Source organism: Neorhizobium huautlense (assembly GCF_002968575.1).
Classification (GTDB): domain Bacteria; phylum Pseudomonadota; class Alphaproteobacteria; order Rhizobiales; family Rhizobiaceae; genus Neorhizobium; species Neorhizobium huautlense.
On sequence record NZ_PVBM01000007.1, the window covers coordinates 29,847 to 45,569 of the forward strand.

Annotated in this window: 13 protein-coding genes and 1 pseudogene; 10 read left to right on the top strand and 4 right to left on the bottom strand. The window is 60.2% G+C overall.

Annotated elements, in window-relative coordinates:
- Positions 1–4 precede the first annotated feature (4 nt).
- Positions 5–1,147: pseudogene (gene dprA / locus C5L12_RS09920) on the top strand (DNA-processing protein DprA).
- Here the strand turns inward: dprA and C5L12_RS09925 are convergent.
- Positions 1,100–1,333: a hypothetical protein gene (locus C5L12_RS09925; RefSeq protein ID WP_425350767.1), complete on the bottom strand. Its 234-nt coding sequence runs from the start codon at positions 1,331–1,333 to the stop codon at positions 1,100–1,102. The pseudogene dprA and the gene C5L12_RS09925 overlap by 48 nt on opposite strands.
- A 242-nt stretch (positions 1,334–1,575) precedes the next feature.
- On the opposite strand from C5L12_RS09925, the gene topA reads away from it, so the two are divergent.
- The 6 genes from topA (at position 1,576) to rpmG (ending at position 9,187) form a co-directional block, all read left to right on the top strand.
- A complete protein-coding gene (gene topA / locus C5L12_RS09930; RefSeq protein WP_105371891.1) occupies positions 1,576–4,233 on the top strand; it encodes a type I DNA topoisomerase in 2,658 nt (885 codons plus the stop codon).
- Positions 4,230–6,596, top strand: a complete 2,367-nt coding sequence (rnr, locus tag C5L12_RS09935) for a ribonuclease R (protein ID WP_105371892.1) — start codon at positions 4,230–4,232, stop codon at positions 6,594–6,596. Before topA ends, rnr begins: the two co-directional genes overlap by 4 nt.
- Before the next feature lie 2 nt (positions 6,597–6,598).
- Positions 6,599–7,051, top strand: coding sequence for a DUF983 domain-containing protein (locus tag C5L12_RS09940; protein WP_105371893.1), 453 nt, complete (start codon positions 6,599–6,601; stop codon positions 7,049–7,051).
- Positions 7,052–7,071: 20 nt separating this feature from the next.
- Positions 7,072–7,734 carry an NUDIX domain-containing protein gene (locus C5L12_RS09945; protein ID WP_425350775.1) on the top strand — a complete coding sequence of 221 codons (663 nt, stop codon included), beginning with the start codon at positions 7,072–7,074 and terminating at the stop codon, positions 7,732–7,734.
- Positions 7,735–7,744: 10 nt separating this feature from the next.
- Positions 7,745–8,929 (top strand): MFS transporter, encoded by a 1,185-nt coding sequence (locus C5L12_RS09950; protein ID WP_105371895.1) that lies wholly within the window; start codon positions 7,745–7,747, stop codon positions 8,927–8,929.
- A 90-nt stretch (positions 8,930–9,019) separates the two neighbouring features.
- Complete coding sequence (rpmG, locus tag C5L12_RS09955) at positions 9,020–9,187, top strand: 50S ribosomal protein L33 (RefSeq protein ID WP_003547442.1); 168 nt, start codon at positions 9,020–9,022, stop codon at positions 9,185–9,187.
- Between the two features lie 770 nt (positions 9,188–9,957).
- On the opposite strand, the gene C5L12_RS09965 is transcribed toward rpmG, so the two are convergent.
- Together C5L12_RS09965 and C5L12_RS09970 are read right to left on the bottom strand one after the other, a co-directional pair.
- Positions 9,958–11,328, bottom strand: coding sequence for a PleD family two-component system response regulator (locus C5L12_RS09965; RefSeq protein WP_105372059.1), 1,371 nt, complete (start codon positions 11,326–11,328; stop codon positions 9,958–9,960).
- A gap of 16 nt (positions 11,329–11,344) precedes the next feature.
- Complete coding sequence (locus C5L12_RS09970) at positions 11,345–11,716, bottom strand: response regulator (RefSeq protein ID WP_085423079.1); 372 nt, start codon at positions 11,714–11,716, stop codon at positions 11,345–11,347.
- Between the two features lie 130 nt (positions 11,717–11,846).
- On the opposite strand from C5L12_RS09970, the gene C5L12_RS09975 reads away from it, so the two are divergent.
- Positions 11,847–12,155 (top strand): DUF3572 domain-containing protein, encoded by a 309-nt coding sequence (locus C5L12_RS09975; protein ID WP_105371897.1) that lies wholly within the window; start codon positions 11,847–11,849, stop codon positions 12,153–12,155.
- A gap of 157 nt (positions 12,156–12,312) precedes the next feature.
- Here C5L12_RS09975 and C5L12_RS09980 read toward each other — a convergent pair whose 3' ends face one another.
- Positions 12,313–12,894: a GNAT family N-acetyltransferase gene (locus tag C5L12_RS09980; protein ID WP_105371898.1), complete on the bottom strand. Its 582-nt coding sequence runs from the start codon at positions 12,892–12,894 to the stop codon at positions 12,313–12,315.
- Positions 12,895–12,971: 77 nt separating this feature from the next.
- Here C5L12_RS09980 and C5L12_RS09985 point away from each other — a divergent pair, with 77 nt between their 5' ends.
- The gene (locus C5L12_RS09985) at positions 12,972–14,264 is read left to right on the top strand and encodes a DNA polymerase IV (RefSeq protein ID WP_105371899.1); all 1,293 of its coding nucleotides are present in this window, start codon (positions 12,972–12,974) and stop codon (positions 14,262–14,264) included.
- A gap of 109 nt (positions 14,265–14,373) precedes the next feature.
- Positions 14,374–15,723 carry a L,D-transpeptidase family protein gene (locus tag C5L12_RS09990; RefSeq protein ID WP_105371900.1) on the top strand — a complete coding sequence of 450 codons (1,350 nt, stop codon included), beginning with the start codon at positions 14,374–14,376 and terminating at the stop codon, positions 15,721–15,723.

Sequence of the window (15,723 nt, forward strand, 5' to 3'; positions counted from 1 at the left end):
CGATATGGACGGCAGCGCAAGGCTGACTGGCATTGCGCTGACGGAAAGACAAAGAATCGCCTGGCTCAAGCTGATCCGTTCCGACAATGTCGGCCCCGCGACCTTTCGCGACCTCATCAATCATTGCGGCTCCGCAGAAAACGCTCTCGCCATGTTGCCGGAACTTTCCAAACGCGGTGGTGCGGCGAGAGCGATCCGCATCGCCACGGTCGCGGAAGCAGAAAGCGAGCTCGACGCCGCCCGTCGCCACGGCGCACGGTTTATCGGCATCGCCGACCAGATTACCCGCCAGCTCTTCGCCAAATCGATGGCGCCCCACCGCAATTGGCCGTCAAAGGTCACCTCTCGGCGGCAACGCGCCCGTCAGTCGGTGTCGTGGGGTCACGCAATGCCTCGATTGCTGGCGCCAAGTGCGCGGCAATGATTGCCCGCGATTGCGGTCGCGCAGGCTATACAGTCACGTCCGGCCTCGCTCGGGGGATCGACACCGCAGCGCATCGCGCCAGTCTCGATACCGGAACGATTGCGGTGCTTGCCGGAGGGCTCGACCAGCCTTACCCGCCGGAAAACAGTCCGCTTCTCGACGAGATCACCGACCGCGCCGGCCTGGCAGTGAGCGAAATGCCCTTCGGCTGGGAACCCCGCGCAGGGGATTTCCCCCGTCGCAACCGACTGATTGCCGGCATCTCGCTGGGTGTCGTCGTGGTGGAAGCAGCAGAGCGCTCGGGCTCACTCATCACCGCGCGGATTGCCACCGATTTCGGTCGACTGGTCTTTGCCGTTCCCGGCTCGCCGCTCGACCCCAGGTGTCACGGCACAAACGACCTGCTTAAAGAGGGCGCTATCGTGACCACCGCCTCGACCGACGTCATCGAGGCCCTGGCGCCACTTTCCGAGCTTGATCTTTTCGACGGATCGGTCGTGGAAGAACCGGACAAGACGAGCGGCAGCATGCTACCGCCCGATGACGACGACCGCGCAAGGATTCGTTTCCGCGCTCGGACCGACGCCGGTGGAGGTGGATGACATCATCCGGCATACGGGACTGCCCGCCTCCTGCGTTTACCTGATCTTGCTTGAGCTGGACCTGGCCGGCCGTCTACACCGACACATTGGGGGATTTGTCTCGCTCGCGATGGAGGAATGACCTGGGACGGCGCCTGGCCTGAACATCCCCCGCCTCGATATAGGCCATTTCGATGAGATAGCAGAGCATATCTGCCCCTTCCCCAAGAGCAACCTGCCTCAATTCACCAAGCATCTGCCGGATATAGGCACTATTCTCCCTGGTATTCTCCTCACGCCGACCGTTCATCTCATTTTGAGTGACCACGTTACATTCCCCTCGAGCCACGCGGCGGGTTGGATGCCACGCATAGCAGCATGTGCAACCGACCGTATAGCATTTATTTAAGATTGCATCAACCTGAACATCTTCTTTAGGTTGTACTCCGTTGTATCCCGATTTTGTCGATCACCTCTTGACCGCGGGGCAAACGCCCTCCATGTCGGGAGGTCAAGATTTCCGCCTGGCCGCGACTGCTGCTGGGCGAAGCCTCTATTCAGAGAAAAAAGATGAATGTTGTTGTTGTAGAATCTCCAGCCAAAGCCAAGACGATCAATAAGTATCTCGGTTCCGGCTACAAGGTTCTCGCCTCTTTCGGCCACGTGCGCGATCTTCCGGCCAAGGACGGGTCCGTGCTTCCCGACCAGGATTTCGAAATGTCCTGGGAGGTCGATGGTGCGTCCCAGAAGCGCATGAAGGATATTGCCGACGCGGTGAAGGGTTCGGACGGGCTGTTTCTGGCGACCGACCCTGATCGCGAGGGTGAAGCTATCTCCTGGCATGTGCTCGATCTTCTGAAGAAAAAGCGAGTGATAGGCGACAAGCCGGTCAAGCGGGTCGTCTTCAACGCCATCACCAAGAAAGCCGTGCTTGATGCCATGGCCAATCCGCGCGACATCGACGTGCCTCTGGTCGATGCTTATCTCGCCCGCCGTGCGCTAGATTATCTCGTCGGCTTCAATCTTTCGCCGGTTCTCTGGCGCAAGCTGCCGGGCGCACGCTCGGCGGGCCGCGTTCAATCCGTCGCGCTGCGGCTCGTCTGCGACCGGGAATCGGAAATCGAACGCTTCGTCTCGGAAGAGTACTGGAACCTGTCCGCCTTGCTGCGCACTCCGCGCGGGGACGAGTTCGAGGCCCGCCTCGTTTCCGCCGACGGGAAACGCCTGCAGAACCGCTCCATCAAGAACGGCGAGGACGCCAATCGGCTGAAGACGCTCCTCGACGGCGCCAGCTATGTCGTTGACACGGTCGAGGCAAAGCCCGTCAAACGCAATCCTGGCCCGCCCTTCACCACTTCAACCCTGCAGCAGGCTGCGTCCTCCAATCTCGGCTTCAATGCCTCGCGCACCATGCAGGTCGCGCAGAAGCTCTATGAGGGCGTGGATATAGGCGGCGAAACCGTCGGTCTCATCACCTATATGCGTACCGACGGCGTGCAGATGGCGCCCGAAGCCATTGAAGGCGCCCGTCATGCTATCGCCGACCAATTCGGAAACCGATATCTGCCGGAAAAGCCCCGCTTCTATTCCACCAAAGCCAAGAACGCCCAGGAAGCGCACGAAGCCGTTCGCCCGACCGATTTCAACCGCTCGCCGGACAAAGTGCGCCGCTACCTCGATGCCGACCAGGCCCGGCTTTACGAACTGATCTGGAAGCGCGGGATCGCAAGTCAGATGGCATCCGCCGAAATCGAGCGCACCACGGTCGAGATCCTTGCGGACAACAACGGCCAGCGGGCCGGTCTCAGAGCGGTGGGCTCCGTCATTCGCTTCGACGGCTTCCTTGGCGCCTATATGGACCAACGCGAGGATGGTGAAAAGGGCGACGATGATGAAGACGACGGCCGGCTTCCCGAAATCAATGCGCGCGAAAAGCTCGACAAGAGCAAGGTGAATGCCAGCCAGCACTTCACCGAGCCGCCGCCCCGCTATTCGGAAGCATCACTGATCAAGAAGATGGAAGAGCTCGGTATCGGTCGACCCTCCACCTATGCCGCGACACTGAAGACGTTGAGCGACCGTGAATACGTGACGGTCGACAAACGTAAGCTCGTTCCCGAAGCGAAGGGCCGGCTCGTAACCGCCTTCCTCGAGAGCTTCTTCACCAAATACGTGGAATACGACTTTACCGCCGACCTTGAAGAGAAGCTCGACAAGATTTCCGCCGGTGAACTCGATTGGAAACAAGTCCTGCGCGAATTCTGGCAGGATTTCTTCGCTCAGATCGAAGACACGAAGGAGCTGCGTGTCACCAACGTGCTCGATGCGCTGAACGAGGCTTTGGCGCCCCTCGTCTTCCCAAAACGGGAGGACGGCAGCGACCCGCGCATCTGTCAGGTCTGCGGCACCGGCCAACTATCGCTGAAACTCGGCAAATACGGCGCCTTCGTCGGCTGCTCGAATTACCCGGAATGCAACTATACGCGCCAGCTTTCCTCCGAAGGAGGCGCGGAGGCGGAAGCGAACGGCCTGAACGAACCGAAGGCACTGGGCGCCGACCCGCATACCGGCGAGCAACTGACGCTGCGTTCCGGCCGGTTCGGTCCCTATATCCAGCGTGGCGAGGGCAAGGATGCCAAACGCTCGTCGCTGCCGAAGGGCTGGAAGCCGGAGGAGATCGATCACGAGAAAGCGCTCGCTCTGATTAGCTTGCCGCGCGATGTGGGCAAGCATCCCGAAAGCGGCAAGATGATCTCGACCGGCCTTGGCCGTTACGGTCCCTTCGTCCTGCATGACGGCACCTATGCCAATCTTGAATCTATCGAGGACGTCTTCACCATCGGACTTAACCGGGCCGTGACGGTGCTTGCGGAGAAGCAGAGCAAGGGTCCCGGCGGGAGAACCCGAGGAACACCTGCGGCTCTGAAGGAGCTGGGCGACCATCCCGATGGAGGATCGATCACGGTGCGTGACGGCCGCTACGGCCCTTACGTAAACTGGGGCAAGGTGAATGCCACTCTGCCGAAGGGCATGGACCCGCAAGGGGTCACCCTGGAACAGGCGCTCGCGCTGATTGTTGAAAAGGGCGGCAAGGCGCCTGCAGGCAAAGCCACGCCGAAAAAGGCAGCCGCCAAGGCGGGCACCGGCGCCAAGAAAGCTGTGCCGAAGGCAAAGGCAAAAGCGCCTGCCAAGAAGGCGGCGCCCAAGGCGAAGAAGACGGGAACGTGAGAGAACCGCGCGACAGATCGAAACACCACGGTAAACGACAGGACAGAACTGTCGGCGCGACAACCTCTTCCGCCGGCGAGAAGCGCGTGATCATTCACGGCGCGGTGCCGCCCCGGGAGGTCCTGCTCGAATTCATCGCCGAAAACCCCGACAAGGCTTCGAAGCGGGAGATTGCCAAAGCCTTCGGCCTCAAGGGAGAAACCCGAGTCGAGCTGAAGGATCTTTTGCGGGCGCTGGAGGATGAAGGCCTTCTCACCAAGAACCGCAAGTCGCTGACACGCCCCGGCGCATTGCCCCCGGTGACGGTGCTCGACATCACCACTCGCGACAAGGATGGCGAATTGATCGGTCGTCCCGCCGAATGGCCGGAAGAACAGGGCGCCGCACCCGCTGTTCTCATCCGCCAGCCTTCGGAAAACCGTGGCAAGGGCAAGACGCCGGCCGCAGGCCTCAACGACAGAGTGCTGGCAAAAATCTTCGCGAACAAAGACCGCTCCGGCCCCGCCTACACTGCCCGGATCATCAAGGTTATCGACAAGCGCCGCGGTGCCTCGCTCGGCGTCGTCAAAAAGCTCGCCGATGGTGAACTGCGCCTGCTGCCGACCGACCGGCGGGGCGAGGAAATGGTGATCGAGAGCACCGACATCGGCGACGCCAAGGACGGAGACCTGGTCGAGACGGAAGTCGTCCGTTCAGGCCGTTTCGGTCTTCCCCGCGCCCGCGTGCTATCCGTTGTCGGCTCCGTCGGGTCGGAGAAGGCGATCTCGATGATCGCCATTTATTCTCACGGTATCCCGCATATTTTCCCTCAGGCGGTTCTCAATGAGGCAGAAGCCGCCAAGCCCGCGACCATGTCCCGACGGGAAGATTGGCGCGATCTTCCGCTCATCACCATCGATCCGGCCGACGCCAAGGACCATGACGACGCCGTCTACGCCGAACCGGACCCCTCCCCTGACAACCCGGACGGCGTGATCGTCACGGTCGCGATAGCCGACGTTTCCTGGTATGTCCGCACCGGTTCGCCGCTCGACCGGGAAGCGCTGAAGCGCGGCAATTCCGTGTATTTTCCGGATCGCGTCGTACCGATGCTGCCTGAACGCATCTCGAACGATCTCTGCTCGCTTCGTGAAGGCGAGGATCGGCCGGCACTCGCCGTGCGCATGGTTTTCTCCAAGGAAGGCCGAAAATCCGGCCACACGTTCCATCGTGTCATGATGAAGAGCGCCGCCAAGCTCTCGTACCAGCAGGCGCAAGCGGCGATCGACGGAAAGCCTGACGATAAGACCGGGCCACTGCTGGAGCCGATCCTCCAGCCCCTGTGGCACGCCTATCGCATCCTGAAACGCGGCCGGGAGCGCCGTCAGCCGCTCGAACTGGACATGCCCGAACGCAAGATCATCTTGAAGCCGGACGGCACGGTCGACCGTGTTCATGTTCCGGAACGCCTCGACGCGCACAAGCTCATCGAGGAGATGATGATCCAGGCTAACGTCGCTGCGGCCGAGACCCTTGAGAAGAAGCGCCAGCCGCTCGTCTATCGCGTTCACGACACGCCGGCTCTTTCCAAACAGGAGGCGCTGAGGGAGTTTCTGGCTACGATCGGCATTTCGATGGCCAAAGGCGGGCAGATGCGGGCCAATTCCTTCAACGGCATCCTCGCCCGCGCGCTCGATACGCCGCATCAGAGCATGGTCAACGAGATGGTGCTGCGCTCCCAGAGCCAGGCCATCTACAGCCCCGAGAATATCGGCCATTTCGGCCTCAACCTGATGAAATACGCGCATTTCACCTCACCGATCCGCCGTTATGCAGATCTGATCGTGCATCGTGCGCTGGTCGGCTCCCTGGGTCTCGGCGAAGGCGGGATTACGCCGGACGAAGAGGCACAGCTCGACGATATTGCTGCGGAAATTTCAACGTTCGAGCGCCGCGCCATGGCGGCAGAGCGTGACACGATAAACCGGCTGATTGCCTATCATCTCAGTGAAAGGGTCGGGGAGGAATTCGAAGGCCGCGTCTCCGGCGTCACGAAGGCGGGACTATTTGTCTCGCTTCCGGCCTATGGTGCCGACGGTTTCATCCCTATATCTACCCTCGGCAACGACTACTTCATCTACGACGAGGCGCATCAGGCGCTGTCGGGCGAGAGGACTGGGCTCGGTTATCAACTCGGCGATACCGTCGATGTGAAGCTCGTGCAAGCCATCCCGCTTGCCGGCTCGCTCCAGTTCGAAATGCTGAGCGAGGGTAAAAAACTGCCCACGGCGACCCGCTCCTTCCACAAGTCGGGACGGCGCGACCGATCCAGCGGCCGGGCAAAGCCCGGTACGCGGCCGCCACGCAGCGGCCGGAGGAGATAGGAATGGAAAGACAGGACGAGCAGACGGTCTGGTATGGAAGCGCCGTGGAAGCCGGGAGGCCGCTCGGGCGCTCGATAAAACGGGGTATGCTGAACCGCTGTCCGAACTGCGGGACCGGCCGTCTTTTTCGAGCCTTTTTGAAACCGGTGGATGCCTGTGCTGCCTGTGGCGAGGACATTTCTCATCACCGCGCCGACGACCTGCCGGCTTATCTCGTCATTGTCGTCGTCGGGCACGTTCTGCTTACAGGTTATATGCTGACCGACATGGTCTTGCTCGTTTCCCCATGGGTGCACCTTGCGATCTGGGTGCCGCTTGCCGTGCTCGCCGCGCTGCTGACCATTCAGCCGATCAAAGGCGGTGTCATCGGCCTGCAATGGGCGCTGAGGATGCACGGCTTCGGCGGTGAAGACGGCGGGGTAGCAGATCCCGGCCGCGGCGGGCCGATCGCATGATATCCTCTGCCGAGGAACAGATGCCGTCGGCAATGGACTCGCTGAAGCATGCGCCCGTCGCCGGCGTGCGGCCGAAAGATGCAGCGTCGCTCATCCTGATCGATCGCTGCGCAGGCGGTGCCCGCGTCCTGGTGGGCCGGCGCGGCAGCGGCCATGTCTTCATGCCGGATGTCTATGTCTTTCCCGGCGGACGGCGGGATGCACGGGATCATGCCCTGCCCTTCAGCGCCGATCTCGATACGCTTGTTCTGGAAAAACTCCTTCTCGGCACATCGTCCCGCTTGACCCCAAATCGCGCACGGGCGCTTGCGCTTGCCGCACTGAGGGAGCTTCGTGAGGAGACGGGAATCGGCAGCGGGATGGCGCCGGACCTTTCACGTCTGCGTTATGTCGCACGCGCGATCACTCCTCCCGGCAACGTACGGCGCTACGACACGCGCTTCTTCCTTGCCTTTTCGGACGAGACTGTCTTCGACATGACGAGTTTGGGAGATTCCAGCGAACTTCAGGACGTGCGCTGGCTTGACATCGCCGACCTTTCCGGTCTGAAACTCCCGGCCATTACGAAGACGGTCTTGGAGGACGTGAAAAATCTCATGATAGCCGATCCCTCTTTGTCGTTCGGAAATCCGGTGTCCTTCTACTTCATGCGCCATGGACGATTCGTCCGCAGCCGACTGTAAGGAATATCGAATGCCCCAGCCGACGACCGACGCCAACGGCCATGTCGAGCGGATCCATTGGCCGTCGCTCATCGCCGCTATCGCCGCCATCAGCGCAGTGGGGATTGCCATCGGGCTCGGTCTGCCGCTCCTCAGCATTATCCTGGAGAAGCGCGGCATTCCCTCAACGCTGATCGGGCTCAACGCGGCCATGGCGGGCGTCGCTTCAATGCTTGCCGCCCCCGTCACGACCAAACTCGCGCATGACTACGGCGTCGCAAGGACCATGATATTCGCCGTCGTCCTGGCGGCATTGAGCGCCATCGGCTTTTATTACGCCGACGCCTTCTGGATGTGGTTCCCGCTTCGATTTACGTTTCATGGCGCGACCACCACCCTCTTCATCCTATCGGAATTCTGGATCAACGAGGCCGCACCTCCGCGGCGACGCGGGCTTGTGCTGGGGATCTATGCAACTGTCCTGGCCATCGGCTTTGCGAGCGGCCCCTTGCTCTTCTCGGCGCTCGGCAGCGATGGGATCCTGCCCTTCCTGGTGGGTGCCGGCATCATCATGCTCGCGGTGATCCCGATCTTCATCGCCCGGCACGAAAGCCCGGTGCTCGACACCAAACCCGACCGGCATTTCTTCCACTATATTTTTCTGGTGCCTACCGCGACCGCAGCCGTCTTCGCTTTCGGGGCAGTTTCGGCAGGCGGCCTCTCTCTCTTCCCAATCTATGCGCTTCGCGAGCAATTGAGCGAGCAGCAGGCCGCGATCCTTCTCACGGTAATGGGAATCGGCAACATGGCCTTTCAAATTCCCCTTGGCCTGATTTCCGATAAAATGCGTGACCGCCGACCGCTTCTGACCGCCATGGCCGCGCTGGGAGTTGCAGGCTCGCTGGCGCTCCCCTTGCTGATCGAGAACTGGATCCTGATGGCCGTCGTCCTGTTTTTCTGGGGCGGCTGTGTGTCTGGGCTCTATACGGTGGGCCTGGCGCACTTGGGCGCAAGGCTGAGCGGCCCGGATCTTGCAGCCGCCAATGCGGCCTTTATCTTCTGCTACGCGGTGGGTACGGTTGCGGGACCGCAGAGCATCGGGGCCGCGATGGACGTCGGCGGCAATGACGGTTTTGCGTGGGCACTGGCCGGTTTCTTCGGCTTCTATGTGGTGGTTTCGGGCTGCCGCTTACTTTTCCGATCAAAACGAGGTTGACTTTTCGGGCGCGATTTGTAATTTCGCGCCAGATTTTGCCGTGGAGCTCACCCGCGTCCACGGCTTCATTTTTTTAGAGGCAGAACGACCATGGCGAAAGCTACGACCATCAAGATCAAGCTGCTGTCGACGGCTGACACCGGTTTCTTCTACGTCACGACGAAGAACAGCCGCACGATGACGGACAAGATGACAAAGACCAAGTACGACCCGGTTGCCAAGAAGCACGTTGAATTCAAGGAAACCAAGATCAAGTAAACCTTGATCCGAGGTTGTCAGAAGGCGCCGGCCGTCAGGCTTCAGGCGCCTTTTCTTTTGGCCAAGGTTCGGCCTTCGCTACTCGACGCACTCGCATAAAAGAAAAGCGCCGCTCCCATGACATGGAAGCGGCGCTTTTAAATGGGGGTCGACCAGCTTGCAATCACGGCACGAGGAACCGCTTTGGTATGCCTGCCAGTCGACCGACCCCACGACCCAGGAGATGCGGCGGACCTGAACATCATGGGGTATGACGATCCCTTTAGGGAACCCATAGTTTCGGTTGCGGCCAAAATTGCTCAAAACGAAAAGAAAATCAACAGATTCTTAACTCGGCGTTCAATCCACATACCTTGTTGGTTAAAATTCACGCTGGAACATCTCCGCGTCATCTGACTTCCTGGAGAAGCCCATCAACAATTGATGAAAATCAACCTTTTCTAGTCAGGTAATTTTCGAAAAACTATCGGCCTTTCCAAGAATAAGCTTTAGCGTCAGAGTGTTTTTTCTGCGCCGCGCAAAAAACGTGAAGCTGCGTCAGCCCGCTAGTTTCATTCCACTTTGGAAACGGATGGGCGATACAGCTTAAGACTTCTCAAAGCTGTTCAATCAGAAGATTTATGGTCTTCCTAGCAAGGTCTTTTTCTGGGCAAACTTTAATCCCCAAAAACCCTACGCGAGGGGCAAATAATGAGGGATGAACAGCAGTGATTGCCGAAATCGAAAATCCATAGGCGTTCAAATACATATTTTAGAATTAAATGATTCTCTTATGCTGCGGCGGCGACCACTCGGTTGCGCCCGCCGTTCTTGGCTTCGTAGAGCGCCCGATCGGCCTGCTTCAAGAGTTGTTCCGGAGTTTCGGCTCCATACGTGTTGCACGCGATTCCGAGCGACGCAGTGACGTTGAGGGCAGCCCCCGCACTCTTCAGAGAGAACGGTTGGCTTTCGATGATGCCGCGCAGGCGCTCGGCGATAGCGGTCGCGGCCACGGCATCGGTATCGGGCATCACGACCACAAATTCCTCGCCGCCGTACCGGCAGGCAAGATCGGCTCCCCTCACAGTAGAGCGTATGCGCGCAGCAAACTCTCTCAGCACCTCGTCTCCGGCATCATGCCCGTAGGTATCGTTGACGGACTTGAAGCGATCGATGTCGGTGATGCAAACGGAGAGTGGCCGGCCCCGCGCCGCGGCGCGGTTGAACAACACCTTCAGGTGGTTGTCGAGATAGCGGCGGTTATTGAGGCCGGTCAGCCCGTCGGTTACAGCAAGTTCGATCGTCTGGCGGACGCTCATCCTCAGGCGATCGTTATAGCGCTTGCGCTTGATCTGCGTCAGGACGCGGGCGATCAGCTCGTTCGGGTCAAGCGGCCGTACGATATAGTCATTGACGCCCAGATCCAGCGCCCGAACGATCAGGTCGTCGGCCCCCAGCTCCGTCACCAGCAATAGCGGGAGGAAGCGGGTACGCTCCAGTGAGCGAAGCTGCGAGCAGAGACGCAATGGATCGTATTCGTCGAAATTGGCGTTGACGATGACCAGGTCGACCGGATTTTCCGCGGCTTCGAAGAGTGCCGCCTGCGGGTCGGACATGGCGATGACTTCGGCAATCGGCTTCAATGCCTTGACGATCCGCTCCTGAGAGCTTGCACGTCCATCGACCAGCAGGACCTGGGCAGGCTCCTCACGACCGTCTACCCCCTTCAATACATCTTCAAGCACGATATTGTGGGCGGTGTCGGCACGGATACGCAGCTCGTCCGTCAGTGCTTTCAATCTTACCAGGCTTTTTACGCGGGAAATGAGCTGCAGGTCATTGACCGGCTTGGTCAGGAAATCGTCGGCGCCGGCTTTTAAGCCCCGGACCCTATCGGAAGGCTGGTCGAGCGCAGTGACCATGACGACCGGAATATGGGCAGTCCGCGGATTGGCCTTCAGCCGCTCGCAGACCTCGAAACCATCGATGCCGGGCATCATGATGTCGAGCAGGATCAGATCGACATGGGTGCTTTCACAGATCGCAAGCGCCTTGTACCCGTCATCTGCCGTCAGCACATCGAAATACTCGGCGAGCAGCCGCGCTTCGAGCAGCTTCACATTTGCAGGAACATCGTCGACTACCAACAGGCGTGCGGTCATGCCATCCGATCCGATTTCACGCGTCACCCAGATAAGTCTTGATCGTCTCTATGAATTTCGGGACCGAAATCGGCTTGGAGACATAGGCTTCGCAGCCGCCCTGACGAATGCGTTCTTCGTCCCCCTTCATCGCGAAGGCAGTTACGGCGATCACAGGGATAATATGAAGCTCATCATCCTCCTTCAGCCACTTGGTGACTTCGAGACCCGAAACTTCCGGGAGCTGGATGTCCATGAGGATAAGGTCCGGCCGATGCTTGCGGGCAAGGTCGAGTGCCTCCATGCCATTGCGGGTCTGGATGGTATCGTATCCCGATGCTTCGATCAGGTCGCGGAAGAGCTTCATGTTCAGCTCGTTGTCCTCGACGATCATGACCCGTTTGGGCATAGCGATCCGTTCCTTAATCCCGCCTTGCAAGCGTGCCTTCTGTATATAAGCTCTGCCAACGGTCGATTCCACAGGCCTTATTTTAGGCATAGTAAGACGATTTGGTTGAAGAAAAGGTAACCTTCAGACGATGCGGCGCGAACCGACAAGAACCAACACCAGCGCGGCCAATGCGGAGGAAACGGCTGCCGCTGTGCTCGGCTGGCTCGCCAACGAGCCGGAGATGCTCGGGCGCTTCCTTGCTTTATCGGGCCTGCAGCCCAATCAAATGCGCCATGCTGTCAACGATCCGGGCTTTCTTGCGGGCATGATCGACTTCCTGATGGGGCACGAGCCCACATTGCTTGCGTTCTGCCAGGCAACGGATACCAGGCCGGAAACCGTGGCGGCGGCCTGGCAGCACTACGCCGGGACCAGCCTCGATTCCAGCGAATACTGAATGACCAACCGCTTGCGTCCCTCCTCTCCATAAGATGCTCGACTCACCGCTGCAATCGTCCCGCTCCGAAACCTGCTGGAAGGCGCTGGGCGAGCGATCGACGGATGTCATGCGGTAAACTCGTGCGGACCTACATCCGTTCCGAGGCCGCCCGACGTCAAAGCTCCAGCCGCATCAGCGGCCGGCCATCCTTGCGGCGGGCTACCACTTCGAAGCCGGCGGCGTCGAAGATCGCCGTCGAGCCGATGCACAGCGTCACCGATCTCGACTGCTTAACATGATCGATCGGACAGGCATCGACGAACCGCGCTCCCATCCCGCGCGCATAGTCGATGGCACCCGACAGCAGGCGGTGGCTCAGCCCTTTGCCCCTGAGCTTCGGCGTCAGAAAAAAACAGCTGACCACCCAGACAGAGGGATCGGTTGCATCCGCCTCGTCCAGCGGGCGCGAGACAGTACGCGGCGAATTGAACTGCGGCACATCATGGCGCGGTCCGACCTGTACCCAGGCGACCGGCCCGCCATCCGCGTAGGCCAGAATGCCGGGCGGCGGACCAGCATTTATGCGGTTGTGGATATGATCCTTCCGCTCTTGCGGCTGCATCTTGGTGCGCACCGCATGCGGCAGGCGCAGAGCGACGCACCAACAGTGGCAGAAGGCACCCTGCGGGCCGAAGAGCATTTCGAAATCCTCCCAGCGCTCCGCTGCCACAGGCTCGAAATGAAGATCGATATCCACGCCAAACCTCCACACCGCCCCTTGTGACTCGCGAGCTTAGGCCTTAACGTCGCGGTGTTCAACCTTTGTTCTCTGCCATGACGCCCACGCCTGATACGACATCCGGCTTCTGTCGCGACTGCCTTGCGGAGCAGAAGGCGCAAACGCGCCGGTGCCGCAGTTGCGGCAGCCCCCGCCTCCTATATCACAAGGAACTCTATGGGCTGACGCTGGCGCATATCGATTGCGATGCCTTTTATGCGACGATCGAAAAACGCGATAATCCAGACCTTGCGGACAAGCCGGTGATCATCGGCGGAGGCAAGCGAGGCGTCGTCTCGACTGCCTGCTATATCGCGCGGATCAACGGCGTTCGCTCTGCCATGCCGATGTTCAAGGCGCTGGAACTGTGCCCGGATGCGATCGTCATCCGGCCGAATATGGAGAAATATGTCCAGGTGGGGCGCCAGGTGCGGCAGATGATGATGGATCTGACGCCATTGGTTCAGCCACTTTCCATCGATGAAGCCTTTCTCGAACTGGCTGGAACGCAGCGGCTGCATCACGATCCGCCGGCCCGCACGCTCGCCAGGCTCGCTACGCGGGTGCAGAGCGAACTCGGCATTACCATCTCGATCGGTCTTTCCTATTGCAAGTTTCTCGCCAAGGTCGCTTCCGATCTCGACAAGCCTCGCGGGTTTTCCGTCATCGGCCGGGAAGAAGCCCTGGAATTTCTCAAGACCCGGCCGGTGACGACCATCTGGGGGGTTGGCAAGGCGTTCAATGCCACCCTGGAGGCCGACGGCATCCGCACCATCGGCCAACTTCAGAGTATGGAGGAAAGCGACCTGATGCGCCGGTACGGGAGCATGGGGCAGCGCCTTTATCGCCTGGCGCGAGGCATAGACGACCGCGAGGTGCATCCCAACGAGGCCGCAAAGAGCGTCTCTGCCGAGACGACGTTCTTTGACGATATTTCGAGCCACGATGAACTCGTGCCGATCCTGCGCCGGCTTTCGGAAAAGGTCTCCACACGCCTTAAGAAACATGGAATCGCCGGGCAAACCGTCGTCCTGAAGATGAAGACTGCCGACTTCAAGGGCAGGACGCGCAATCGGCGGCTCGAGGATCCGACGCAGCTTGCGGATCGGATCTTCCGCACAGGCCTCTCCTTGATGGAAAGAGAAACCGACGGTACCAAGTTTCGATTGATCGGAATCGGGGTCACCGACCTCACCGATCCGGCCCTTGCCGATCCGCCGGACCTCGTCGACCGCCAATCCGGCCGCCGCGCCGCAGCGGAGGCGGCGATGGACAAGCTGCGCGACAAGTTCGGCAAGGCGGCGGTGGAGACCGGTTACACCTTCGGAGACCGCCGTCGGGATCAATGAAATGTGATCCGTTTTCAACCACCACATTCGAACTTTTCGACCCGCGGAAAATCTTCGTTAAACCTCGTTAGCTAATATGCCGCCTGTGTATTGCGTATAGGGTCGAGACATGCTGCGTCGTATTGCGTTCGGAATTGGGCTCTTGTCTGCGACCATGCTGTCGCATCCGGCTTTGGCGGAAGGCGCCCGCACACTTCAGATCATCGTTTCCAAGGACAAGCAGCAGTTGGTCGTCTATGACGGAGCCGACGTCGTGACCACCTCCAAGGTGTCGACCGGCAAGGCCGGACATACGACACCGAGCGGGATCTTCTCGATCCTCGAAAAGCGCAAGTATCACGAGTCGAATCTCTATTCGAATGCGCCGATGCCGTGGATGCAGCGGCTGACATGGTCGGGCATTGCGCTTCACGAATCCAATAGCGTGCCCAATTATCCGGCCTCGCATGGCTGCGTTCGCATGCCAGGCGCATTTGCGAAATCCCTCTTCCAGATGACCGAGCAGGGCGCGCATGTGATCATCACCGACGCGCCGGTCGAGCCCGAGCGGATAGACCATGCCGGTCTGTTCCGCCCCCTCAAACCCCTTCCGACTGGTCCCTTGATGTCCGACGTGGAGCTGCGCGCCTCTGCGATCCGCGCGGGCGATAGGCCCGTCGAAGTGGCCATGAACATCGTGCCGGGCAATCCTGCCACCCCCCATCCAGCCCCTGCCCCTGCAATCGCCGCCACAGACCCTGACGCTGCACCGCTCCGGATCCTGATCACCCGTCGAGGTGAACGGGAGACGCTGATGGATGCCCAGCTGCTGCTTCAGGATCTGGGTTTCGAGACAGGCGGATCGGACGGGTATTCAGGGCCGCTTACCCGACAAGCCATTGCCGGATTCAAGCGCTGGAAGGGGCTTTCCCAAAAGGGGCCGTTGCTGACACCTGACTTTCTGACCGCCCTTTACGAAACGGCCGGCAAACCCCAGCCGCCGGCAGGTCAGATCATGGTTCGGCGGAATTTTGAGCCGCTGTTCGAAGCACCTGTCGGCATCAAGAATCCCGAAATCGCGCTCGGCACCCATTTCTTCACGGTGGACAAGGTGGAGCGTAACGCCGAAACGGCCGAATGGACCGCTCTGACGCTGCCGAATCAACTCGGCGAGGCGACCGAGCGGCGGCTCGGCATCACTGTCACCGTAGATCGCTCCGCACCGGCAACCGCTGCCAGCGCGCTCGATCGGATCGAGATCCCCGCCGATATTCGCGACCGGATCGAGACGCTTATGACCGACGGCACATCGGTAACGATCAACGACCAGGGTATCGGGCCGGAGACCGGCAAGGGGACGGATTTCGTCACTGTCACCCATCCGCAGCGCCAAGCAGCGGCCCAGGCATCCGTTACGAAGGTCCGCCCGGTGCGTCAGACATCCGCTGCCTTGAAGCCCCGCGGGATCGGGCTGTATTGA